The 24610-nt window shown below is 59.0% G+C and carries 20 protein-coding genes; 11 read left to right on the top strand and 9 right to left on the bottom strand.

Going from position 1 to position 24610, the window contains the following annotated elements; translation table 11 throughout:
• The first annotated feature begins 97 nt into the window (after positions 1-97).
• Positions 98-1468 carry an MATE family efflux transporter gene (locus H8695_RS09915; protein WP_249301161.1) on the top strand — a complete coding sequence of 457 codons (1371 nt, stop codon included), beginning with the start codon at positions 98-100 and terminating at the stop codon, positions 1466-1468.
• Between the two features lie 81 nt (positions 1469-1549).
• On the opposite strand, the gene H8695_RS09920 is transcribed toward H8695_RS09915, so the two are convergent.
• The 5 genes from H8695_RS09920 to H8695_RS09940 all read right to left on the bottom strand — a co-directional run bounded on the left by H8695_RS09920 (position 1550) and on the right by H8695_RS09940 (position 8785).
• On the bottom strand, positions 1550-3175 hold the full coding sequence (locus H8695_RS09920) for a glycoside hydrolase family 26 protein (protein ID WP_249301163.1): 1626 nt from the start codon (positions 3173-3175) through the stop codon (positions 1550-1552).
• Positions 3176-3285: 110 nt separating this feature from the next.
• A complete protein-coding gene (locus tag H8695_RS09925) occupies positions 3286-3552 on the bottom strand; it encodes a metal-sensing transcriptional repressor (RefSeq protein WP_249301166.1) in 267 nt (88 codons plus the stop codon).
• Positions 3552-6140, bottom strand: coding sequence for a heavy metal translocating P-type ATPase (locus H8695_RS09930; RefSeq protein ID WP_249301168.1), 2589 nt, complete (start codon positions 6138-6140; stop codon positions 3552-3554). Before H8695_RS09930 ends, H8695_RS09925 begins: the two co-directional genes overlap by 1 nt.
• 397 nt (positions 6141-6537) lie before the next feature.
• Positions 6538-7983 carry a beta-Ala-His dipeptidase gene (gene pepD / locus H8695_RS09935; protein WP_249301170.1) on the bottom strand — a complete coding sequence of 482 codons (1446 nt, stop codon included), beginning with the start codon at positions 7981-7983 and terminating at the stop codon, positions 6538-6540.
• A gap of 34 nt (positions 7984-8017) precedes the next feature.
• Positions 8018-8785, bottom strand: a complete 768-nt coding sequence (locus tag H8695_RS09940) for an exodeoxyribonuclease III (RefSeq protein ID WP_249301172.1) — start codon at positions 8783-8785, stop codon at positions 8018-8020.
• Between the two features lie 318 nt (positions 8786-9103).
• Between H8695_RS09940 and H8695_RS09945 the strand changes: the two genes are divergently transcribed.
• Positions 9104-10537: an aminoacyl-histidine dipeptidase gene (locus H8695_RS09945; RefSeq protein ID WP_249301174.1), complete on the top strand. Its 1434-nt coding sequence runs from the start codon at positions 9104-9106 to the stop codon at positions 10535-10537.
• Positions 10538-10590: 53 nt separating this feature from the next.
• On the opposite strand, the gene H8695_RS09950 is transcribed toward H8695_RS09945, so the two are convergent.
• A complete protein-coding gene (locus H8695_RS09950) occupies positions 10591-11124 on the bottom strand; it encodes a GNAT family N-acetyltransferase (protein WP_249301175.1) in 534 nt (177 codons plus the stop codon).
• A gap of 496 nt (positions 11125-11620) precedes the next feature.
• Complete coding sequence (locus tag H8695_RS09955; protein ID WP_249301177.1) at positions 11621-13027, bottom strand: MATE family efflux transporter; 1407 nt, start codon at positions 13025-13027, stop codon at positions 11621-11623.
• Positions 13028-13394: 367 nt separating this feature from the next.
• On the opposite strand from H8695_RS09955, the gene H8695_RS09960 reads away from it, so the two are divergent.
• The 9 genes from H8695_RS09960 to cysS all read left to right on the top strand — a co-directional run bounded on the left by H8695_RS09960 (position 13395) and on the right by cysS (position 21957).
• The gene (locus H8695_RS09960; protein ID WP_249301179.1) at positions 13395-13895 is read left to right on the top strand and encodes a nitroreductase family protein; all 501 of its coding nucleotides are present in this window, start codon (positions 13395-13397) and stop codon (positions 13893-13895) included.
• A 6-nt stretch (positions 13896-13901) separates the two neighbouring features.
• Entirely contained in the window at positions 13902-14780 is an 879-nt protein-coding gene (locus H8695_RS09965) for a phosphatase PAP2 family protein (RefSeq protein ID WP_249301181.1), read from the top strand.
• Positions 14781-14785: 5 nt separating this feature from the next.
• Positions 14786-15724, top strand: a complete 939-nt coding sequence (locus H8695_RS09970; protein WP_249301182.1) for a DUF1385 domain-containing protein — start codon at positions 14786-14788, stop codon at positions 15722-15724.
• A complete protein-coding gene (gene prmC, locus H8695_RS09975; protein WP_249301184.1) occupies positions 15718-16563 on the top strand; it encodes a peptide chain release factor N(5)-glutamine methyltransferase in 846 nt (281 codons plus the stop codon). The genes H8695_RS09970 and prmC overlap by 7 nt, the downstream gene beginning before the upstream one ends.
• 88 nt (positions 16564-16651) lie before the next feature.
• A complete protein-coding gene (gene recA / locus H8695_RS09980) occupies positions 16652-17674 on the top strand; it encodes a recombinase RecA (protein ID WP_249301185.1) in 1023 nt (340 codons plus the stop codon).
• A gap of 49 nt (positions 17675-17723) precedes the next feature.
• Positions 17724-18344 (top strand): regulatory protein RecX, encoded by a 621-nt coding sequence (locus H8695_RS09985; protein ID WP_249301187.1) that lies wholly within the window; start codon positions 17724-17726, stop codon positions 18342-18344.
• Positions 18341-19681: a 30S ribosomal protein S12 methylthiotransferase RimO gene (rimO, locus tag H8695_RS09990; RefSeq protein WP_249301189.1), complete on the top strand. Its 1341-nt coding sequence runs from the start codon at positions 18341-18343 to the stop codon at positions 19679-19681. The genes H8695_RS09985 and rimO overlap by 4 nt, the downstream gene beginning before the upstream one ends.
• A 304-nt stretch (positions 19682-19985) precedes the next feature.
• The gene (gene pgsA, locus H8695_RS09995; protein WP_249301191.1) at positions 19986-20525 is read left to right on the top strand and encodes a CDP-diacylglycerol--glycerol-3-phosphate 3-phosphatidyltransferase; all 540 of its coding nucleotides are present in this window, start codon (positions 19986-19988) and stop codon (positions 20523-20525) included.
• 25 nt (positions 20526-20550) lie between these two features.
• A complete protein-coding gene (cysS, locus tag H8695_RS10000) occupies positions 20551-21957 on the top strand; it encodes a cysteine--tRNA ligase (protein ID WP_249301193.1) in 1407 nt (468 codons plus the stop codon).
• 45 nt (positions 21958-22002) lie between these two features.
• Here cysS and H8695_RS10005 read toward each other — a convergent pair whose 3' ends face one another.
• Positions 22003-22659: a GNAT family N-acetyltransferase gene (locus tag H8695_RS10005; RefSeq protein WP_249301195.1), complete on the bottom strand. Its 657-nt coding sequence runs from the start codon at positions 22657-22659 to the stop codon at positions 22003-22005.
• Between the two features lie 78 nt (positions 22660-22737).
• A complete protein-coding gene (locus tag H8695_RS10010) occupies positions 22738-24333 on the bottom strand; it encodes a DUF5050 domain-containing protein (protein WP_249301198.1) in 1596 nt (531 codons plus the stop codon).
• Positions 24334-24610: the final 277 nt, after the last annotated feature.

Raw genomic sequence — 24610 nt, forward strand, 5'->3', positions numbered from 1 at the left:
AACAAATTTCAACCAACAATTGCATTTTATTTTATTATCTATTAGAATAGTATGGTTGCAAACAGAAGAAAGAGGTTCCATTGAGAGGAGTGATGGAATGGAACAGAACAAAGAGAACAAGATGGCAAACACACCGATGCTCAAACTCATCTTATCCATGTCGGTGCCGGCCATGTTCTCCATGCTGGTGCAGGCGCTCTACAACATTGTCGACAGCGTCTATGTCTCCCACTACAGCCCAGACGCGCTGACCGCGCTGTCGCTTGCCTTCCCGATTCAGTCGCTGATCATAGCGGTGGGGGTCGGTACCGGCATCGGTATCAACTCGCTCGTCTCGCGCCGCCTCGGCGAGGGCCGGCGCGAGGAGGCGGACAAGGCGGCGTCCCACGGAATGGTGCTCGGCGTCATCAACGGCCTTGTGACCGCGCTGCTCGGCATTCTGTTCACCGGTACATTCTTTGGCTCTTTTCAGCCGACGCAGACCGTCTTTTCGATGGGCTGCCAGTATGTCTACACGGTGACGATCTGCTCGCTTTTCGTCTACGTCGAGATCAATGTGGAGAAGACGCTTCAGGCGACGGGCAACATGATCTACCCGATGCTCTTTCAGCTCACCGGTGCGATTGTGAACATCATACTGGATCCCATCATGATCTTCGGCTACCTCGGCTGCCCGGAGATGGGGGTGTTCGGTGCGGCGCTCGCAACCGTCATCGGCCAGTTCTGCGCGCTCGCGTTCTCGGTGTATGTGCTGCGCACAAAGAGCCATGAGGTCAAGATCAATCTCAGGCATTTTCGCTTTGAGGGGAGCACAGTCAAAAACATCTATCAGGTTGGCATTCCCTCCATCATCATGCAGTCGATCACGGCGTTTCTCGTGACGCTGCTCAATGGCATTCTCATCAAATTCTCCGAGGCCGCGGTCTCGGTGCTCGGCGTCTACTTCAAGCTGCAGTCCTTTGTGTTCATGCCGGTGTTCGGCCTGACGCAGGGGGTCATGCCCATCATGGGCTACAGCTATGGCGCAAAGAAGAAGCAGCGGCTCGTCTCGGCGCTCAAGATCGGCATTGTCTTTGCCATCGTCATCATGGCTGTCGGCTTTGCGATCTTCCAGCTCGTGCCCGATCTGCTGCTCGACATCTTCAAGGCCGACCCGGAGGTCATGCGAATCGGCGTACCGGCGTTGAAGATCATCTCGCTGTCGTTTATTCCGGCGGCGCTCGGCATTTTGTTTTCGACCATGTTCCAGGCGGTGGGCCTCGGCACGCGCAGCCTGATCGTGTCGGTGCTGCGGCAGCTTGTGCTCATTCTGCCGTCGGCCTACCTCTTCGCACGCATCGGCGTGGAGTATGTGTGGTATTCGTTCCCGCTCGCGGAGGGCGTCTCATTCATTGTGAGTGTGCTGCTCTTCTGGCAGGTCTACCGCAAATATGTGAAAAATCTCGACTCACCTCTACAGGTGGCATAGTAAGAGAAAGCGCCCGGCTGCTGCCGGGCGCTTTTCTTTATGAACCGTGTCAATTCCCGCCGTTTCGGCGGGGCAAATTTTTCAGCCCTGCAGTCCTGCAAGACCGCGGCGGAAAGCCTCCAGCGTCTCGGGGGTCTCGTCGAGCCAGTAGGGGCGTGCCGCCGTACCCTCGCGGCCGGGCCGGGTATCAAAGTCCGCATAGTGGAACCAGACCGCCGCCTTGATGTTCGGAAAGGTCTTCAGATCGGCAAACATCTCGGTGATCCACCGCGCCTTGTCTCCGCCAAAGGAACTCGAGGAGAACTCGGTGATGATCCAGGGGAATTTGCCGAAGACAGGCTCATAGCTGCGGTTGAGTGCGCGGTAGATCCGCTCAAAGGAGCGCCACACCTCGCCGGTCTCGGCGTTGTAGTAGGTGCCGGTGTTGTAGCCGGTCAGGCCGATCATCTGCACATACTCATCACCCGGGTAGTAGCACAGAAAGTTGTTCCACTTGTTCGGCGGGTAGTTGTTGTCGTTGGGATTGAAGACCCAGATGGCGTTTGTGACGCCCTCCTGCTCAAAGATGCGGTAGAAGCGCTGCCACACGCTGCGGTAGAGCTCGGGATCGCCGAGGGTGACGATGCCGCTGTAGCTGGTCCAGTCGCTGTTCATCTCGTTGTTGAGCCGGAAGAGCAGCGGCCGCCCAAAGGCCTTGATGTTCTGCGCGAGCGCGCGAATCTGCCCGTCAAGACGGCCGTCGGCAAGATCAAACATGGGGGTGTAGCCGAAGATGTCCTCGTTGTTCTGAGCCGAAACCTGAATGGTCAGTTCCACCGTCTTGCCGAGCTCGGCCGCTTTCTCCATAGCGGCCATGGGAAAGGGCATGTGGAGCTGGCTGTAGATCAGCGAGATTTCAAAGCGGTAGTCGAGGCGCTCCTCCAGAGACAGAAGTTCGCCCTCATCGACATTCACCTGCAGCGGGGAGGAGAAGATGCCGAAGTCCACGCCGTCCGACTCGAGGTAGTGCCGGTAGAGCGCGCGTGTGGGCTCGTCCCACTGGGCGGGCAGATGGGGCTCGGCTTCGCGGTGCGAATAGGAGAACCCCACAGGCTCGCTCGACCGATAGGTCTCAAGCAGCGCCCGGCAGCGGGGGAGAAAGGCGTCGTCCGCCTGCGTGCCGCGAAAGAGAAAGCGCATATAGTTTTGGCCGCCGGTGTAGAGATAGGCATAAGCATAGACCTTTGGCAGCCCATTTTCGGCGCCGGGCCGCTCGAGCGCGAGCAGATCACACCGCAGCCCGCCCACATCGAACGTCTCGTCACACAGCAGATTCAGCCCGTTTGCCGCGCGAAAGCCCTCGTGGGTGTAAAAGCGGTTCTGGTAGTAGTCGATGTAGCCCTCCACGTCCTCGTAGGGGGAGCGCTCACAGCTGACGGTGACGCTGTAGTCGGGCGTGTCGGCCTGTACAAGAAGCTGGCAGAGGGAGCAGTCAAACTGCGTCCCGGCGGGGAAGTCGAGTGTGTAGCCCTCGGGATAATTGACAAAGCGCAGCGCGCCATCCTCCTGCGCAGTCACGGTTTTGATGTCGTGGGTGCGCGGGCTCTTGTTCGTCGACTCAGCGCGCACGCCGTTTACGAAACAGTAGTCGGCGCGCGGCGCGCCGCCGCACCCTGAGAGAACGGTCAGGCAGAGAGCGCACAGCGCCAGCATCAGTATTTTTTTCAAATCGGCACCTCCTGCCTCAAGCTACTGATAGCTTAAGCCATCCGGTGGGGGAAAGTCAAGCTTTCATATAGCGCAAGAGAGCCGCCTCCCCTCGGGGAGGCGGCTCTCTTTTACGACTTTGTCAGCTTGTCGAGCAGCTCGGCGATCTCGTCGATGCGCTCGGCGTGGTTGCCGGTTGCCACAGCGTCCTTGACGCAGTGCTCCAGATGGGCGCGGATGATCTCGGCGTTGGTCTTTTTGAGAATGGAGGTCGTCGCCATGAGCTGGTTTGAGATGTCGACGCAGTAACGATCCTCCTCCACCATTTTGAGAATGCCGTCGAGCTGGCCGCGCGCAGTCTTGAGCAGACGGGTGATCTTTGCCTTGTCGGCCTGCATCACGCCACCTCCTCAATGCCGGTCACGGTGTAGCCGGCTTCGGTGACGGCGGCGGTGAGCGCTTCGTCGGACACGGCGGCGCTCAGCGTGACAGTCGCGGTCTTCGCCTCGAGGTCAACGCTCGCGCTGACGCCGTCGAGCGCACCCAGCGCCTTCTCGACACGGGCCGAGCAGTGACCGCAGGACATACCCTCAATGTGCATGAGTTTTTTCATGGTTTCCCTCCTCTCCTGCGTTTCTTCTACCATAACGGGGCAGGCGGTGACGGCTGCCGCTGATGCGGCTGCCACGGCCTGCTGCCCGAGGGCGGTGCGGTATTTGGGTTTGAACCACTTGAGCCGCAGGGCGTTTGACACCACGCTCACCGACGAGAGGCTCATGGCCGCCGCGGCAAACATGGGGTTGAGCTTCCAGCCGAGAGCCGTGAAGAAGACGCCGGCGGCAAGCGGAATTCCGATGGAGTTGTAGAAAAAGGCCCAGAACAGGTTCTCTTTGATGTTGGTGATGACCCGCCGGCTGAGCTGAATGGCCGATACCACGTCGAGCAGATCGCTTCGCATCAGCACGATGTCGGCCGACTCGATGGCGATGTCCGTTCCGGCGCCGATGGCGATGCCCACGTCGGCGCGCGCGAGGGCGGGCGCGTCGTTGATGCCGTCGCCGACCATGGCGACGCGGTGGCCGCCCTGCTGCAGCTCGGCGATTTTGGCCTCCTTGTCCTGCGGGAGAACCTCGGCCACAACCGATTTGAGGCCGAGCCGGCGGCGGATGGCCTCGGCAGTACGGCTGTTGTCGCCGGTGAGCATCACGACGTCGATGCCCATTTCGGACAGCTCGCCGATGGCGGCGGCGCTGGTGGGCTTGACGGTGTCGGCCACGGCGATGACGCCGAGGAGCTGTGTGTCCTGCGCGAAGAAGAGCGGGGTCTTGCCGTCCTCGGCGAGTGCTTCGGCGCGGGCGTCAAACTCCCCGAGTGAGACGCCGCGCTCGCGCATCATCTTGAGATTGCCGGCAAAGCGGCGCGTCTGCTCCATGGTGACCTCGACGCCCTGGCCGGGGATGGCGGCGAATCCCGACACCTCGAGAAGACGCAGCGAGCGCCGCTCGGCCTCCTCGACGATGGCCTCGGCGAGCGGGTGCTCCGAGGGCTTTTCCAGAGAGGCTGCAATCTGCAGAAGCTGCGCCTCGTCGAATCCCTCGGCGGGGAGAATATCGGTGACGCTGGGCTTGCCCTCGGTGATGGTGCCGGTCTTGTCGAGTACTACGGTCTTGACTGTGTGGGCGATTTCCAGCGCCTCAGCCGACTTGATGAGAATGCCGTGCTCGGCGCCCTTGCCCGTGCCTACCATGATGGCGACCGGCGTCGCAAGGCCGAGCGCGCACGGGCAGGAGATGACCAGAACCGAGATGCCGATGGAGAGGGCAAACGAGAAGCTGTAGCCCAGAATCAGCCAAACGATGGTGGCGACGAGGGCGATGCCGATGACGGCCGGCACAAAGACGGCGCTCACACGGTCGGCCATCTTGGCGATGGGCGCCTTGGAGCCGGCTGCGTCCTCCACCAGGCGGATGATCTGGGAGAGGGTGGTGTCATCGCCGACCTTGGTCGCGCGGCAGGTCAAGAAGCCGCCCTTGTTGACGGTGGCGGCTATCACACGATCGCCGCTGTTCTTTTCCACAGGGATGCTCTCGCCGGTGATGGCGGCCTCGTCGACGGACGAAAAGCCGTCCTCCACCACGCCGTCAACCGGTATCGAGGCGCCGGGGCGCACGAGGAACGTGTCACCGACGACAACCTCCTCCACCGGAATGACAACTTCTTCGCCGTTTCGAAGAACGGTCGCGGTCTTGGGCGCGAGATCGAGAAGCTTTGTGATGGCGTCGCTGGTGCGTCCCTTGGAGCGGGTCTCAAGGTATTTGCCGAGGGTGATCAGCGCGAGAATCATCGCCGCCGACTCGAAGTAGAGATCCATCACATAGCTCGCCGCGAGTTCCATGTCGCCGTGTCCCAGGCCGTAGCCGATCTGGTAAATGGCAAAGATGCCGTAGACCATGGCGGCCGAAGAGCCGATGGCGATCAGAGCGTCCATGGTGGGCGCGCCGCGAAAGAGGGTCTTAAAACCGTTTTCAAAGTAGGAGCGGTTGACATAGAGGATGGGAAGCGTCAGCAGAAACTGCGTCAGAGCGAACGTCATGGCGTTTTCCGTGCCGTGAAAGAAATGGGGCAGAGGAAGCCCCATCATATGGCCCATCGAAATGTAGAACAGGGGAATCAGGCAGGAAAACGAGACAATCAGCCGCAGCTTCATCGATTTGAGCTCGGCCGCCGTATGCGCTGCGGGCGACTGCGGGCTCGGTTTTTTCTCGCCTTTCTGAAAGGCGGGCGACGCGCCGTAGCCCGCCTTTGCAACGGCCTCGACGATGTCAGCCTCACTGAGCTTGCCGCCGTCAAAGGTGACGCTCATGCTGTTCGCCAGAAGATTGACCGATGCGCTCTCGACGCCGTCGAGCTTTTGCACGGCCTTTTCCACGTGTGACGAACAGGAGGCGCAGGTCATGCCGGTGACATTGAATTTTTGCGTGGTCATGGTTCTGCTCCTTTCTAATACCACTACACCCCCCTGGGGTATCTGAAACAATAATAACAGCAGCAGTAGTATTTGTCAAGAGCCCATTTTCTATAACGAGCGAAGCGAGTTTCATAAAACAAAACATCTAAGGGAGGGAGCGCCCTCTGCGACCGACCCATTTTATATGTAATTGTTTTTTATAACGAGCGAAGCGAGTTTCATAAAACAAAACATCTAAGGGAGGGAGCGCCCTTAGCGACCGACCCGTTTTATATGTAATTGTTTTTTATAACGAGCGAAGCGAGTTTCACAAAACAAAGATTCTGACAGAGCAACCCCGCTAAGGCTGACTGCTTTTACAGCTTTGCGCAGGGACAAAAAGCCCCGCCACAGCGGCGGGGCTTTTCAAGAGCAGCTACCGACTCCTCTTTAACACTTCGCAGACGAGATCGTAAAGATGCGCGATCGAGCGAACGCTGACCCGCTCGTGCACGGAGTGCACGCCCTGCAGGTCGGGCCCCGTGGAAATTGCGTCCAGTCCGGGGATGCGATCGACAAACAGGCCACATTCAAGTCCCCCGTGAGAGGCGACGACGCGGCCCTCCCGGCCGCTGATATCGCGGTAGGCCGAGAGGATGAGCTCACGCAGAGCGGAGCTCTTGGCGTACTGCCAGCCGGGATAGTCGCTGCGTTCGGCCACGCTGCCGCCTGCGGATTCAACGGCGGCGCGCACGCGCTGCACCATCATCGCTTTCTGCGATGCGATGCAGGAGCGGATGGAACAGGTGAAGCGCAGACCATCCGGCTCGAGACAGACGAAGCTGAAATTGAGCGAAGTCTGAACCAATCCGGGAAACTCCATGCTCATCGCCTGTACGCCGTGTGGCAGCCCGAGCAGAAGATGGAGCGCGCGGGAAGTGTCGCGCACGCTCAGCGCGTCGGATGGCGCCGCGGCGTTCCAGCTCAGAGAAAGCTCCGGCTCGCAGGCCCACTCGTTTTTGAGCACGCCGCCAAACGACGCGAGAAATTGTTCCAGCGCCTGTGCCTGCTCATGAGGAACCGCTATTTTAGCGCGGCAGCTGGGGCTGATGACATTGTCGAACTGGCCGCCGTGGATATCGCATAGCCGCAGCAGGGGAATTTGCTCCATCGCCGAGTAGAGCACACGGACCATCAGCGGATTGGCGCTGGCGCGCCCCTTGTCGATGTCGGCGCCGGAGTGTCCGCCGATCAGCCCGTCGAGTACAATCTCATAGCAGCATTCACCATCGAGGGGCTCGCGCGCTGCCGCAAGCGCACAGTCGAGACTCACGCCGCCGGCGCTCGAGACCGTAAAGACGCCCTCATCCTCAAAGTCGAGATTCAGAAGCGTCCTGCCGCGCAGATCGGAGCAATCCAGCGCAAAGGCGCCGACCAGGCCGATCTCCTCATCGGCAGTGAAAACTGCCTCAATGGGTGGATGGGGCAGCGTGTCGTCGGTGAGAATGGCGAGAATGATGGCGATGGCGACGCCGTTGTCGGCGCCGAGGGAGGTCTTGTCCGCCCAGATCCACTCGCCGTCAGTCACGAGATCCAGTCCCTGGGTTGCCATATCCTTGGTGCAGTCCTCCGTCTTGGCGCACACCATGTCGAGGTGACCCTGCAGAATGATGGGCGCTGCACCCTCGTAGCCGGGCGAGGCGTCTTTCCAAATGATAACGTTGTTTGCGGCGTCCTGCCGGCAGCGCAGGCCGAGCTGCCGGGCATATGCCGCGCAGAGATTGCTCGCACTCGCCGTGTTGCCGCTGCCGCGGGGAACACGGGAGAGCTCTTCAAAATAGGAAAAAACCCTCTCGGGTTTCAATCCTGATAAAATGGCCATAAAAACCTCCTGTGAGCCGGATCGACTCTGTCGATCACGGTATTTGTTCCAGATTCAGCGTGAGCCCCACCGGGCAGTGGTCGCTGCCGGTGACCTCAGGGAAGATGGTGCTCTCGGCGACGGCGGGGGCGAGCCGGTCGGAGACGATGAAGTAGTCGATGCGCCACCCCGCGTTGTTGGCGCGCGCGTTGAACATGTAGCTCCACCAGGAGTAGGCGCCGGTGCGCTCCGGGTAGAGCAGACGGAAGCTGTCGGCAAAGCCGGACTCGAGAAGCAGAGTCATCTTCTCGCGCTCCTCGTTGGTAAAACCGGAGTTTCCGACGTTGCTCTTGGCATTTTTCAGGTCGATTTCCTGGTGGGCGACATTGAGATCGCCGCAGTAGACCACGGGCTTTGTCCGGTCGAGCTCCATCAGATAGGCGCGCAGGTCATCCTCCCACTGCATGCGGTAGTCGAGCCGGGTGAGCTCGCGCTTTGAGTTCGGGGTGTAGACGTTGACCAGATAGAACTGCTCAAACTCCAGCGTGATGACACGGCCCTCGTGGTCGTGTTCCTCAATGCCGAGCCCATAGCGCACCGACAGGGGCTCGACGCGGGTGAAGACGGCGGTACCGGAGTACCCTTTCTTCTCGGCGTAGTTCCAGTACTGATGGTAACCCGGCAGATCAAGTTCGATCTGACCCTGCTGGAGCTTTGTCTCCTGAATGCTGAAGACGTCGGCATCGAGCAGGGAAAAGAAGCCCTGAAAGCCCTTGTTGATACAGGCTCGCAGGCCGTTTACATTCCATGAGACAAGTTTCATGTCGCATCTCCTCTGTGTTTTTGTATCCACGACGCGCAGGCGGTCATGGGATGGGGTCAATATTCGCCTTATAAGGGGCGAGAGCATGGCTGGAATTCCGTATAACAGCCGCCCTGCGGCTGTTATATCATGAGAACGTAGCGCTCTTGATATAACGCGGCCATGTTTTCAGCCGCCCCGTAAGGGGCGAGAGCACGGCCTGAATTTCATATAATAGCCGCCTTGCGGCTATTATACCATATCTGTATAAATTAAAAAACTGGATTTTTCACGATCTGAAGCTTACAATAGAAAAAAACGCAAGTGAGGAGCACCGCCATGAGACAGAATGTTTTGAACTATTTTAAGGAGCTCAGCGCCGTTCCACGCTCGTCCGGCGAGGAGAAGGCGATCAGCGAATATCTGATGAATTTCGCCCGCACGCGGGGCCTTGAAGCCGTCTGTGACGAAGCGTATAACGTTGTCATCCGCAAGCCCGCCTCTCCGGGCTACGAAAACGGCCCTGTCGTGATGCTGCAGGGCCACTCGGACATGGTCTGTGAACAGAACAAGGGCACGGACCACGACTTTCACAACTGCGGGCTCGATCTCATTGAGCAGGACGGCTTTCTGCGGGCACGCGGCACGACACTCGGCGCGGACAATGGAGTGGGAGTCGCGATGATGCTCGCCATTCTCGATGACGGCGAGGCCGCGCATCCTCCGCTCGAGTGCGTCATCACCTCCGCTGAGGAGATCGGGCTCATCGGAGCCGCTGCAATGGACAAGTCCGCTCTGCGCGCGCAGATCATGATAAACCTTGACTCGGAGCAGGAGGGGATTGCGACAGTCAGCTGCGCGGGCGGCATGCGCGTCGATGTCACCCGCGAGGCGGCGTCTGAGGAGGTCTTGGGTCTCAGTGCGCTGCGCCTCGCCGTTCGCGGACTTTCGGGGGGCCACTCCGGCACAGAGATCGACCGCGGCCGGGGCAACGCAAACAAGCTGATGGGCCGGCTGCTCTGCCAGGTGCAGCAGCTGTGCCCGGTGCGCATCGCATCTCTCTCGGGCGGCAACAAGGACAACGCCATCCCGCGCGAGTGCGACTGCGTGGTTCTGCTGCCGCAGGAGAACAGCGCCGCCGCAGCCGAACTGCTCCGGCGGACGGCGGACAAGATCAGCCGCGAGCTGGCAGCTGCCGATCCGGGCTTTCGCTTTGAATGCGAGCCGGTGGCCGCTCCGCGGCAGGCCCTCTCACAGGCCGTGTCGCACGATGCGATCGAATTTCTCTTCCTCGCGCCGGACGGCCCGCTGCACCGGGACCACAGCGCGGGCGGCTTTGTTGTCAGCTCTGTCAATCTCGGCGTTGTGTCACTCACAGAGGGGACGCTCAGCTTCCGCTTCTCTCCGCGCAGCTCCGTCGAGTCGCTCCAGCGGGAGACCGAGCAGATACTGACTCATCTCGCCGGTCTTCTCGGCTTTGAGGCCCAGACCTGCAGTGAGTATCCCGGCTGGGCATATGAGCCGAAGTCCCGTATCCGTGAGCTCTTCGCCGAGACCTACCGTGAGCTGACAGGCGGTACTCTGCGCACGGAGGCGATTCACGCCGGGCTTGAGTGCGGCCTCTTCAAAGCGGCAATGCCGGGGCTCGACCCCATCGCCATCGGCCCGAATATCTCGGGCGCCCACACGCCGCAGGAGACGCTTGACATCGCCTCGGCCGAGCGCACGTATGAGCTTGTCCGGGCGGTGCTCGCCAAGCTCCGGCAGGCGTAGTGCAGGCGGCCGATCTGAGAGGAAAATTTCCGAAAAAAAGAGCAGGTCCCATGTCATGGGACCTGCTCTTGCTTTTTTGAGATGGAATAGAGACTGTAAGTGCCCTCGACACCCTGATAGACGTGCTGAAAGTCCTTGACATGCGTCATGCCGATGCGTTCGGCGACGCGCTTGCCGGGCTCGATCGTACTGCGCACGGTCGAGGTCACACGGTCAAACCCGAGATTGTCAAACGCGTAGCGCACACAGGCCTGCGCTGTCTCGGTGGCAAAGCCTCTGTGCCAGAACTTCTGCAAAAAGACAAAGCTGACGTCGAGCACCTGCTCTCCCTCGCACTCCTGCCAGGTGAGACCCGCCTGCCCGAGAAAGAGATTGGTCTTCTTCTCGATGACTGCCCACATGCCGAACCCATCGTTCTGATAGCGCTTCATCTGGCGGTGGAGCCAGTCGAGCACCTCGTCGGGGTTGAGCGCATGGTCAAAAGCGGTCATCACGTTCTCGTCCTGGAGCAGCTTGCAAAGATCCTGAAAGTCATCGTACTTGAGCTCGCGCAGATAGGTTCTCTCGGTTTCAATCACTTTTTTCATAGCAGTTCACCTCTACATGACACTCCACGATTGGTAAGCCAACGGGCTTTTTCGGCCGTCCGGCGCATAGACTGAAAAGAGAAAAGGGGTGGCGAATATGTACGAATACAAACGCCTGATCTGGTTTTTCCTCACAGCACTGGTCTGTGTGGGACTCATCCTGACGGCAATCAAACTCAGAGGGCTTCTCTTCGGCTGATGTGTTTTCTATTATATCATGAGCGCGAAGCGATCATGATATAATGTGGCCATGTTTTTCGGTTGCCCCGCAAGGGGCGAGAAAAACGGCCTGAGTTCCATATAATAGCCGTTCTGCGGCTATTATATCATGAGCACGAAGCGATCATGATATAATGTGGCCATGTTTTCAGCCGTCCCGCAGGGACTTGCCCCGCAAGGGGCAAGAAAAACGGCCTGAGTTCCATATAATAGCCGTTCTACGGCTTATTATATCACAAACCGCCTACAGATGGTTCGCTTTTTGAAAAGAGGCAAACTATATTTTAATGGTGAGCCACTTGCAGCTGCGGTAGCGCAGAAAAATCAGCGTGTAGCGCGCGAGCTGATCGACGATGATGGCAATCCAGGCGCCCGGCAGACCAAAGTGGAAAACACGGGTCAGAATGAGAGCGCCGAGAGGCCGGATGAACGTGACTGTGACAAGCATGGTCGCGGCAACATACCGGGTGTCGCCGCCGCCGCGCAGGGCGCCGGCCATGATGACCTGTGTCGTCTGGATAAACTGAATGAATGCGACAAACAGGATAACCGTCGCCGCCATGTCGACGACATGAGGCACATCAGTGAAGCGCTCGGCGATGAAATAGCGCCCGATGGCGAGCACGGCGCAGAGAATGCAGGCGAAGAAAAAGGCGATGCGCTGACAGATTTTTCCGTACAGATAGGCCCAGTCGCGCCGCTGCTGGCCGAGGCTCTGACCGATGAGCGATGTGGCCGCAACCGCGAAGGCATCGCCCAGCGTAAAGGTGATGTTGAAGACATTCATGCCGATGTTGTGGGCCGCAAAGGGATCGGTGCCGAGATCGGCGACGATACGCGCATAGATCATAAAGCCCACGCGCAGGAAGATCTGCTCGAGGATGGCGTTGCTGCCGATGGCCCAGATACTGCGAATCATCGGCACGTCAATGCGAAACGGTTCCGAGCGCCGAAGCCGCAGAAAACCGTCCCGGTGGGCGAGGGACAGAAAGGCGAGAATCAGCCCGATGAAGTTGCCGAAGGAGGTCGCGATGGCAGCCCCAGCCACCTCGAGCCGCGGGAAGCCAAAGTGGCCCTCGATGAGCAGGTAGTTGAAGATGATGTTGACAATGTTGGCGGTCAGATTGACCTTGAGTGAGATCTTCGTGTTGCCGATGCCGCGCTGGGCCGCCGTGATGGACAGGGCCATGGCCTGAAAGAAGAGACCGAGCGCACAGATGCGAAAGTAGACGACGGCGTTGTCGATCATCTCTTCGTTGGCGCCGGCGAGAATGAGCAGCTCCCGTGCCCAGATGTAGGCGGCAACCGTCAGAATGACGGAGAGGACGGCCGTGATGATGATGGACTGGCGCAGACAGAGGTTCGCCTGCTCCTGGTTGCCCTCGCCTTTCTTGCGTGCGGTGATGGCGGTCACGCCGACATTGAGCGCGAAAAACAGCGCCATGAGCAGCATGCGCGGCTGCGTCGCGATGCCGACCGAGGAGATGGCGGCGGGGCCGAGCTTGCCGACCATCATGGTGTCAAATGTGCCGATCAGCGCGACCAGAACAAGCTCAATCAAAGCGGGCATTGCCAGCCTCAAGGTTGTCTGGTAAGCCGTTCTGGCGTCGGGCAGCTCTCCCTGAATCAGTTTCTTCGGCACCATTTCAGAGGGGAGCAGCAGTCTGGAGAAAAGCTTTGTCAATCCTGTCATCCCTTTGATTAAATTGATAAAAATAACAATGTTTGCGCACTTTCATACTACTCTTCTTGCAACACCCTGCCAAGATGATTTTACGAAATTGTAAATTTTGTGTAAAATTGAACCAAAAAGCAAATGCTGTCAGCATAGAAAGTTGTATAACAAGCTTATATCCCCAAGTGGTGGTGACGCGGCCCTGCCGCCTTCCGTGTTTGCCGGGAAATGCGGGCGGCTCAGACCGCTGGAACCGGCCGGAAAGAGCAGCGCACGCCTGTTTACCAGACGCCGAAAACCGCGTTGCCCCTTGTACACGGGGGGTATTTTTGCTATAGTATATCTTGAAATAGAATCGGTAAGGGAGGATTTCGGTATGGAAAGCAGTCTTCTCGACAGAAGAAGCATCCGCAGATACAAAGCAGGTGTTGCACTCACACAGCAGCAGCTTCACAACCTGCTTGAGGCGGGCATGTATGCGCCCTCGGCGCACAACAGCCGCCCCTGGCACTTTGTCGTCTGTACCGACCGGGATAAGCTGCGCCAAATCTGTGAAGTTCATCCCTATTCCAAGATGCTCGAGACGGCGTCGGCGGCGATCCTCGTCTGCGCCGACCCGGAGAAGAGCCCGCTGCACTACCAGCAGGACTGTGCCGCGGCAACGCAGAACATTCTTCTCGCCGCGCAGCAGCAGGGCCTCGGCAGCTGCTGGCTCGGTGTGTGCCCGCGTGAGGAGCTGATGCGTCCCATGGCGGAGATCTTTTACATCCCCGGGAACATCGTCCCGTTTGGCATCATTGCCGTGGGCGTGCCGGATGAGCAGAAGCCCCGGCCCGAGCGCTTTGAACCGGAGAAAATTCACAGAGAGCAGTGGTAACAGGGCATGGGAATTGAGCTGAATCTGTTTCTGGCGCAGCTTCGTACGCCCTTTGCAAACGGACTCATGGAGGGAATTTCGTTTTTGGCGGAGTCCTATGCTATGATCTTTGTCGTATGCTTTTTCTACTGGTGCCACGACAAACGACAGGGCCGTGTCATGGCGCTGACCATACTCTCGTCTGCGTCGGTCAACGCGTTTTTCAAAAACCTGTTTCGCATCTCGAGACCTTTCCAGGTCGATGAGAGACTCACGGCCATCCGCGTTGAGACTGCCACAGGCTACTCCTTTCCGAGCGGACACACCCAGAATGCCGCCACACTCGCTACGTTCTTTGCCATTCGCAGCCGGACACTGCGCGCACTGCTGATTGCCGTGAGCTATGTGGTGCTCGTCGGCTTTTCGCGCATCTATCTGGGGGTGCACTTTCCCTCCGACGTCGTGGCAGGGCTGCTGTTCGGTGTGCTCTGGTGCTTTGTGGCGCACTGGATCAACCGGTTTGTCGAGCGCCACGGGGGCGGCTGGTTCTATTTGCTGTTCACCATTCCGGCGTTTGCGAGTCTTGTGACGCTGCTGCCGCTCTACCCGACAAAACCCGCCGACCCGAAAGACACTCTGACCATGTTCGGCCTCACGCTCGGCGCGGTACTCGGCTTTATTCTGGAGCAGCGCCATGTCCGCTTCGACCCGGCGGGGCCGGTAAAAATCAAACTGCAGCGCTTCGCCGTCGGCATTCTGATTGTGCTGGTGGTGGAAGTGGGGCTGAAGCTGCTCTTCCCGGCGACCGCGCTGTTTCGCGTTGTGCGCTACTTTGCCGTTGGCATTGTGGCGACTTACTGCTGCCCGATGCTCTTCGGGCTCATTGAATCAAAGAGAGGAAACTGAAACCCATGGAACAAAAACAAATCCATCGCACCTCCATCGGCGGTCAGGCGATCATCGAGGGAGTGATGATGCGCGGCGTGGAAACCTGCGGCGTCGCAGTGCGAAACCCCGAGGGGGAGATTGTCACCAAGACCGAGCCGGTACCGACCATCACGAAAAAGTACCGCATTCTGCGTCTGCCCATTCTGCGCGGCATTGTGAACCTCGTCGAGACCATGCGCTTTGGCTATAAGACCCTGATGTACTCGGCCGAAATCGCGGGCGTGGAGGAGACCGAGGAGGAGCCCGGCAAATTTGAAAAATGGCTCACCCGTGTGTTCGGCGACAAGCTGATGACCGTGCTCGGCGTTGTGGCGTCGGTGCTGGCCGTCTGTCTTGCGCTCTTTTTATTCATGTTTTTGCCATCGTTTCTGGTCAAGCTTGTCGGCGGCGGACTGCCGGGCGCAGTCAAGTCGATTCTGGAGGGCCTGGTCAAGATCGCCGTGTTCGTGCTCTACCTCTACCTGGTCTCGCGTATGAAGGACATACAGCGCGTCTTCGAGTACCACGGCGCCGAGCACAAGACCATCTTCTGCTATGAGAACGGCGAGGAGCTGACGGTGGAGAATGTGAGAAAATTCCAACGCTTCCATCCGCGCTGCGGCACGAGCTTTCTGCTGATTGTCCTTATCATCAGTATTCTAGTCTCATCGGTCGTCACCTGGGATGTGCTCTGGATGCGGGTTCTGATCAAGATCGCGTCGCTGCCGCTGGTGGTGGGCATCTCCTACGAGATCATCAAGTACGCCGGCCGCCACGACAATCCTCTCACCTTTGTGCTGTCGCGCCCGGGTCTGTGGCTGCAGAGATTGACCACGCGGGAGCCCGACGACTCCCAGCTGGAGGTCGCCATCACATCGCTCAAGCTGGTACTCACCGGCAACCCGGAGGATGACAAGTGGTGACGCTCACCGCGCTCTACCGGCAGATCAAGGAGTTCTACGAGCAGCACGATATGGACAGCGGTCCCGCAGAGGCGAGGGAGATCATCTGCCGCTTCTGCGGCACCACGAAAGACCGGTTTTTTCTGTGGGGCGACCTCACGGCGGACGAAAGTCAGACAGAGGCCTGCCTTGATGCGGCAAGGCGCCGGGCGGCGCACGAGCCGCTTCAGTACATATTGGGCGAGTGGACCTTTTTCGGCGGTGCGATCCGCTGCTTTGAGGGAGTGCTCATTCCGCGGCCGGAGACGGAGCTTCTCTGTGAGGTCGCGCTCTCCAAGGTGGGGCCTCGCGGAGCCTATGAGGCGATGGATCTCGGCTGCGGCAGCGGGGCGATCGCCGTCACGCTCGCGGCGAACAGCGAGGGGCGCGTGCTGGCGCTCGACATCTCGCCCGACTGCCTTGAGGCGACACGGACAAACAGTGAGCTCAGAGGCGTGAGCGGCCGCGTCACCGTGCGCCAGGGCTCCATGCTGGAGCCCTGTGGGGAGAGCGGGCGCTTTGAGCTGATCGTATCCAATCCCCCCTATGTGCGCTCGGATGAGATGGCGGCTCTGCAGCCGGAGGTCCGGTGTGAACCTGCGCTTGCTCTCGACGGCGGGGCGGACGGTCTCGATTTTTACCGCGCGATTGTCAAAAATTATGCCGCCGCTCTGAAGCCGGGCGGGTGGCTGCTCTTTGAGGTCGGCCTGGGTCAGGCGGAGCAGGTCGCACGCCTGCTCGCCGACGCGGAGTTTCGGTCCGTTGAGACACACGACGACTTTGCCGGCATCGCCCGGGTCGTGGGTGGACAGAAAATATAAAGCGAACAAATGTTGCTTTTTGGGACAAGCCGTAGTATAATGTGACTAAAAGTGCGGTCGGAAGCGGCCGGGTGGAGGGTTAACAGGTATGGTAGACAAAAAAAAGGCGCTGGAGACAGCGCTCGCGCAGATTGAAAAGCAGTTTGGCAAGGGCGCCGTCATGAAGCTCGGGGAAAATGCCTCGATGAATGTCGGTCACATCCCAACAGGCTCCATCGCGCTCGACGCGGCGCTCGGCATCGGCGGCGTGCCGCGGGGCAGAATCGTCGAGATCTACGGGCCGGAATCCTCCGGTAAGACAACGCTTGCGCTGCATGTCATCGCAGAGGCCCAGAAGCTCGGCGGCGATGCGGCCTTTGTCGATGCGGAGCATGCACTCGACCCGGTCTATGCAAAGGCGCTCGGCGTCGATGTGGACTCGCTTCTCGTCTCGCAGCCTGACACCGGCGAGCAGGCGCTTGAGATCACCGAGGCGCTCGTGCGCAGTGGCGCGATTGACGTGGTCGTTGTCGACTCGGTTGCGGCTCTCGTGCCGCGCGCCGAGATCGAGGGCGAGATGGGCGACAGCCATGTGGGACTGCAGGCGAGACTGATGAGCCAGGCGCTGCGTAAGCTCGCGGGCGCCATTGCCAAGTCGAATACGGTGGTCATCTTCATCAACCAGCTTCGAGAGAAAGTCGGTGTCGTCTATGGCAATCCCGAGACCACGCCGGGCGGCCGGGCGCTGAAGTTCTATGCCTCGGTGCGCATTGATGTGCGCCGCATTGAGCAGCTCAAGTCCGGCACCGATGTCGTCGGCAGCCGCACGAGAGCGAAAGTGGTCAAGAATAAGGTTGCGCCGCCCTTTAAAGATGCGGAATTCGATATCCTGTACGGCCAGGGCATCTCCAAGGAGAGCGAGCTGATCGACATCGGCGTCAAATATGATATCATCAACAAGGCGGGCGCCTGGTTCTCCTACGGTGACATGCGCATCGGCCAGGGCAAGGACAATGCCCGCGAGTTCATTCGGCAGAATCCCGAGATCGCCCAGGAGATCGACGGCAAGATTCGGGCAATTCTGGAGAGGCACGATCAGACCGAGGAGCCTGAGGAAACCCCGGAAGTGTAAAACAAGGGCGGGTCAGCTTGACCCGCCCTGCCTTTCTTTGAGGTGAAATATGTATCTGACCAAAGTGAAGCACTTGCCGAACGCCGTGGAGCTGACCATCGACGGCGAGAAAGCGGGGCGCATAGACCCAGCCGAGTACTACCGGCTGAACCTCAGCGAGGAGGAGCCGCTCGACGAGGCGACGGTGGAGAAAATCCGCGAGCTCGCGCGCGATTTCACCGCAAAAAGCAAGGCGCTCTCCTCGCTTGCGAGCGCCGATTTTTCCAAAAGAGGCCTCGAGCGCCGGCTGCGGCAAAAGGGAATCGACGAGCAGAAAGCGCGCGAGACAGTCGACTACTTTGCCGAGCGGGGCTATGTCAGCGACGAGATGTTCGCCCGGCGCATTGTGACGGCCTACTCGGTTGAAAAGCACTTCGGCCGCCGCCGGGTGGCTCAGGAGCTCTACAAGAGGGGCATCGCGAGAGAGGCGGCCGACGCCGCGCTCGAACAGTACGCCTTGCCGGACGAGGAGAACATCGCGCTCTTCTTTGAGCGCTACCGCAGCTGGGATCTGTCGGATCAGAAGATGCGCGCCAGGGCGAGCAATGCGCTGCTGCGCTACGGCTACCAGTTTGAGGATATCCGGCAGGTACTCAGAGATTGTGAGGAGAGGGAGGACTACATCGAATGAATCCCATTCGCGTGACCATGATCAGCCTTGGCTGTTCCAAAAACCAGGTGGACGGCGAGGTCATGCTCGGCAGGCTCGCACAGTCAGACGGAGAATTTGTCCTCGTCAGCGAGCCCGAGCAGGCGGACGTCGTGATTGTCAACACCTGCGGCTTTATTGAGTCGGCCAAGGCCGAGGCGATTGAAAACATTCTTGACATGGCGCAGCTCAAGGTGAATGGCGTCATCCGCGGCATCGTCGTCACAGGCTGTCTCGCCGAGCGCTACCGCGAGCAGCTGCGTGCCGAGATGCCGGAGATTGACGTGGTGCTCGGCATCGGCAGCAACGATGACATTGCGCGCGCCGTGCGCGAGGCCTCTTCCGGCCACGGCTTTGAGCAGTTCGGGCCCAAGACGAACCTGGTCGGCGGCGGCACGCGCATACGCACCACGCCCTGGTATACCGCCTATCTGAAAATAGCCGAAGGCTGTGACAACCGCTGCGCTTTCTGCGCCATTCCCTCGATTCGCGGCCCCTACCGCAGCCGCCCGATGGAGGAGCTGCTCGACGAGGCGCGGACTCTTGCCGCGGACGGTGTGTTTGAGCTCAACGTCGTCGCGCAGGATACGACCCGCTACGGCGAGGATCTCTATGGGGAGAGCCGTCTGCCGGAACTCCTTGAGGGACTTGCACAGATCGAGGGAATCCGGTGGGTGCGGACACTCTACTGCTACCCCGATCGGATCAGCGAGCGGCTGCTGCGGGTCATCGGCGCACATGAGAGTCTGGTGCCCTACATCGATCTGCCCATTCAGCACGCGAGCGACCCGGTGCTTCGCCGCATGAACCGTCACGCCGACGCGGCGCGCACCATGCAGGCCATTGAGGACATCCGCCGGCTGCTGCCGGATGCGGTGCTTCGCACCACGCTCATGGTGGGCTTCCCCGGAGAGACCGAAGAGGATTTTGAGCTGCTTTTGGACTTTGTCAAAAAAGTCCGCTTTGATCGTGTCGGCGTCTTCACCTTCTCGATGGAGGAGGGCACTCCCGCCGAGCGCTTTGGCGACGATGTGCCCGAAGAGACCAAGCAGAGCCGCCGGGAACGGCTGATGCTCGCGCAGCAGCGCATTGTCGAGCAGAAGAACCGCGAAAAGATCGGCGACGTGTATGAGACGGTGGTAGAGGGCTATCTGCCGGAGGACGGCGTGTACTTCGGGCGTACACAGTACGATGCGCCCGAGGTGGACGGCACGGCGTTCTTCCACAGCGAGCGGGCGCTCTGTGAGGGCGATCTGGTACCCGTCGAGATCGAACAGGTCGTGGACTACGACCTCTACGGACATGTGGTGCAGGCGTGACGATCCCCGGTGAGGTGCGGCAGATGAGAGTGTGTCGTTGCCTTTCCATCCACTGGCGGGCAGGCGGACTCCACCGCCCGGCAGAGCTTTGAAGAACTGACGGCAAACCTGAGGAAAGCTATGAAATGGCCGTGCGCCAAGCGGGGCTGACGGCTGCTCTCCGCCGTATTTACGGCACTGAGAAATGCGTTGAGAAAAGCGGGCGGCTCCCTTGACCGCCTCTTCCGGCTGGGATATAATAAACGGGATACGGAGAAACGTAAGAATCTCTTTCGAAAATTGTAAGCAAAGAAGAGGGCTTGTCATGAACACACCCAATAAGATATCCATTCTGCGCATCCTGATGGTGCCGGTTTTCATGATCTTTCTGATGTTTCCGTTCAACGAGTACAGCAAGCTCATTGCCGTGGCGGTCTTTGCCCTCGCCTCGCTGACTGATGGCATCGACGGCTACATCGCGCGCAAGTACAACCAGATTACAACCTTTGGCAAGTTCCTGGACCCCCTGGCCGACAAGCTGCTCATCACGGCGGCGCTCGTGTGCCTGGTGGAGCTGGGTTTTGTCAGCTCCTTTGTCGCAATGATCATCATTGCGCGCGAGTTTATCGTGACCTCGTTTCGCATTGTCGCCATCGGAGCAGGCAAGGTGATTGCGGCGGACATCTGGGGCAAATTCAAGACGACGGCGCAGATTATTGCCGTCATTGTCATTTTGCTTGAAAAGCAGTTTCTCACGACACACATTCTGGGCAACATCACCATGGGCATTGCAGTGGTGCTGACCATTTATTCGGCATACAATTACATTGCGAAAAATTGGGATCTGATCGGCGACGACCGCTGACGGACCGGGAGGAGACAGAAACAGTATGAAGCTATACAACGACCTCACGCGCAAAAAAGAGGAATTTGTCCCCGTGGAAGAGGGAAAGGTGAAGATCTACTCCTGCGGCCCCACGGTCTACAACTTTTTCCATCTGGGAAACGCGCGCCCTTTCATTCTCTTTGACACGCTGCGCCGCTATCTGCGCTACCGCGGGTATGAGGTGACTTTTGTGCAGAACTTCACCGACATTGACGACAAGATGATCAATCGCGCCAACGACGAGGGAATCACCGTCAAAGAGCTTGCGGACCGGTTCATCGCCGAGTACTACACCGATGCGCACGGCCTCGGCATCGAGGATGCGACGGTGCAGCCCAAAGCGACCGAGCACATTGACGACATTATCGGCATTGTCAGCACACTGATTGAAAAGGGCCACGCCTACGAATCGAACGGCGACGTGTATTTCCGCACCCGGTCGTTTCGGGACTATGGCAAGCTCTCGCACATGCCCATTGAGGATCTGGAGTCGGGTGCGCGCATCGACGTCAGCGAGAGCAAGGAGGACCCGCTCGACTTCGCCCTGTGGAAAGCGGCAAAACCCGGCGAACCCTCGTGGGATTCCCCCTGGGGAAAGGGCCGCCCGGGCTGGCACATCGAGTGCTCCGCCATGGCAAACCGCTACCTCGGCAAGACCATTGACATCCACTGCGGCGGGCAGGATCTGACGTTCCCCCACCATGAGAACGAGATCGCCCAGAGTGAGGCGGCAAACGACGCCCCCTTTGCGAACTACTGGGTACACAACGCCTACATCAACATCAACAACCAGAAGATGTCAAAGTCGCTGAACAACTTCTTCACCGTGCGTGACGTCTCGAAAGAGTACGCCTATGAGGTGATTCGTTTCTTCATGCTCTCGGCGCACTACAGAAGCCCCATCAACTACTCGGTTGAGATCCTCGAGCAGTCCAAGGCGGGTCTTGAGCGCCTGCACAACTGCCTTGCAAATCTCGACTTTCTCATGAAGTCGGCGCCGGCAGGAGAATGGACCGCGCAGGAGAGCGAGACGCTCGCGCAGTACGACGAATTCAAAACCAGGTTTGTCGAGGCGATGGACGACGATCTCAACACGGCGGATGCCGTGGCGGTGCTCTTCGATTTCGCCCGCGCGATCAACACCGAGGTGGGCGGGGACAGCGTCCACACCGGCGCGTTTCTGGCGGCAGCAAGAGATCGGTTCATGGAGCTCGCCGGGGTGCTCAACATCTGCCAGAACCGGGCGGAGCAGTCGCTTGACCAGGATGTGGAAGCGCTCATTGAGCAGCGCCAGCAGGCCAGAAAGAACCGGGACTTTGCCCTCGCCGACAAGATCCGTGACGATCTCAAGGCACAGGGGATTGTGCTCGAGGATACGCCTCAGGGCGTCAAATGGCACCGGGAATCCTGATGGTAAATGAGAAAAGCGAACCGTGAAAACGGTTCGCTTTTTTGTCTATCGGGGTCTTCGGCGCTGCACGAGCTCACGAAAGCGCCGCTGGGAATCGGAGTTGTCCTCGAGCGCTGTTCGCGGCGCAAAAGAACGGTCGAAAGCGAGGGCCTCTTTCTCATCCAGCTCAAACACACCACTCTCGACAAACCGCCCGGAACAGCCCGCAAGCGCCCCGTCGAACAGTTCCAGCGCGAGAAGAGAGTCGGCGTACATGTTGTCGGCCGTGCCGATTTGGTGGTGCTCCGCGGGAGCAAAGCCCAGCCTGCCGTAAAACAGGGGGTCGCCGTAGATCAGAATGGCGCGGTGACCGAGATCACGGGCGAGTTTGACCGTGTGCTCAATCAGGGCAGATCCCACGCCGTGCCTCTGGTGCGCGGGAGCGACGCTCAGCGGCCCGAAGCAGAGAACCGGAATCCTGCGCCCGTCGTCGCAGCAGACGGAGGCCTTTGAGTAGAAAATACTGCCGATGATTTCGCCGTCCAGAGTGGCGACATAGTCGAGCAGCGCCACGAAGTCGGGACTGTCGCGCAGGATGTGCGCCAGATAGTGCTCGCAGCAGCCCGGCGAGAAGTGGTTCCAGAAAGCTTCCCGTGTCAGTTCTTCAACCGCGCGGTAATCGCACGGCGTCTCGCGCCGCAAGACAAGGTGGTTTTGTTGCATACTTTTCTTTCCCATCGTCGTAATGTTGTGATTTGGTCAAAACACGATGCAGGGGGCCATCGGCCCCCTGCGCTGGTGTCAGTCAAGTTTGGTGCGGCCTGTGCCGTCGAGAGAGATGCGGTAGAGGTTTGAGGAATCGCTGTAATTGGTATAGTAGAGATACTCCCCCGAGATACTGAATTTGCCGCCGTCGTCACTCGTCAGGCGAACGGTATCGCCTCCGGTCAAATCGGTTCGGAAGATTCCCTTGTCGGAAGAGCCGCGGTAGTAGATGCTGCCGTCGTATACGTTGAATTCCGACACGGCGACGGTGGTGACAGGGGAGCGGACATTGCCGTCAAAGCTCACCGAGTAAATTTTGCCGCCGTCGCTGAGGTTGATGTAGTAGATCTTGTCGCCGTAGTAGTTGATGCAGCTGGCGCGATCTTCAAGAAGCGCGCGCTTGTTGCTGCCATCGGCCAGAACACTGTAGAGCGCGTCGGAGGCGGTGTCATTCTTGTAGAAGACGGTACCGTTGACCACGTTGAACTGTGTGACCTTATCGGTTACAATGAGCTTTTTGTCAGACCCATCGGCTTTGACCGAGTAGAGGTTGCTGTTGTCGCTCTTGTTCTGGTAGAAGATGGTTCCGTTTGCCATCTGCATCATCCCTGCGGCGTCGGGGCAGACACGCTTGAGCTGCGAACCGTCGGTGTTGATGCGGTAAATAGCGTTGCCGTCACTGGCGTTGACAAAGTAGAGCTGCCCCTTATACTCGCTGAGATAGTAGGCCTCCTCGCTGCTGACAAGCTCGCTCGTCCCGTCCTCGCCGAGCCGGTAGATGCTGTGGGAGTTTTTGGCGCTGCTGTAGTAGGTCACGCCGTCCACGACCACGCTTGCACCGCCGCCCACTGTGTTGTTGCCGGTTGCGGCGACGACGCTTGTGTCAGTCTTGATGTTTGACACGTCGCCCACCTGGTAGATATGCTCCACCGTGTGGCTCACATTGCCGGCCGAGTCGATGCGCATGATCTTGAGTGTTGTCAGCCCCTTGCCGATTTTAATGGCCTTGCCGTCGTAGAGCTTGGCGGTCTTGGCGGAGGAAGAGGGGTTTGAACCGTCCGTGGTGTAGTAGACGGTGTCACCCTCGGCGAAGTTTGTCACACTCACGCTCAGCGGCTGCTCGTATTCTCCGCCGGGCGAGGAGAGCTCGGGCACCGGGACATTTTTCATCTGCGCTCTGATCTCGGCGAGCTGGTCGGCATAGGTGGAATCACCGAAGATTTGAATGGCGAGATTGAGAAGACTGATCTGTTTCTCCGCCGTGGCGCCTGACTCCTTATAATATCCCAGAAGCCGGTCGTAGACAGCGGGAGTGCGAAGCCGCTTTTCCGTGTAGCTCTCAAGTATGGAAATGGCGTCGTCCATCCGGCCGAGGCTGTAGCAGGTCTCAGCTGCGAGCAGATAGGCCTCGGCGTTGGTGGGCGAGGCTTTGATCGCTTTCTCAAAATGCTTGAGAGCCCCCTCGAGATCGTTCTCGGCCAATTTGTCGTTGCCCCGTGAAAGCTGTTCCTGGTAGCCGCCGTCAAAGCCGCTGAGCGACAGATAGACAAACACGCCGCCGAAGCAGATCAGGATTGCCAGCAGCCACGCGAAGAGCTTGATGAGCTTGCGGTGATAGATGATTCTGTTCATGTGTTACAGACATCCTCTCCTTATTATATAAAGAAACTTGCCCCAAAACACGGCAGAGAAAATGGAAAATTCATCTTCTCTATTGTATCTGTTCGGACACAAGCCGTCAATAGAAATGACCTTTCGACGGCCGACGCATAATTTGTAAAAATTATGTCAAAAATGAGCTTGACAGTGGGGGTATGGAGATGGTATTATAGGGAAGCACTCGAACGGACAGGCCCTTTTTGGAGAGGAAGAAGAAAAAAAGGGTTGACAAGAGGGATTTGGAAGTGAT

The organism is Feifania hominis (assembly GCF_014384765.1).
GTDB lineage: Bacteria > Bacillota > Clostridia > Oscillospirales > Feifaniaceae > Feifania > Feifania hominis.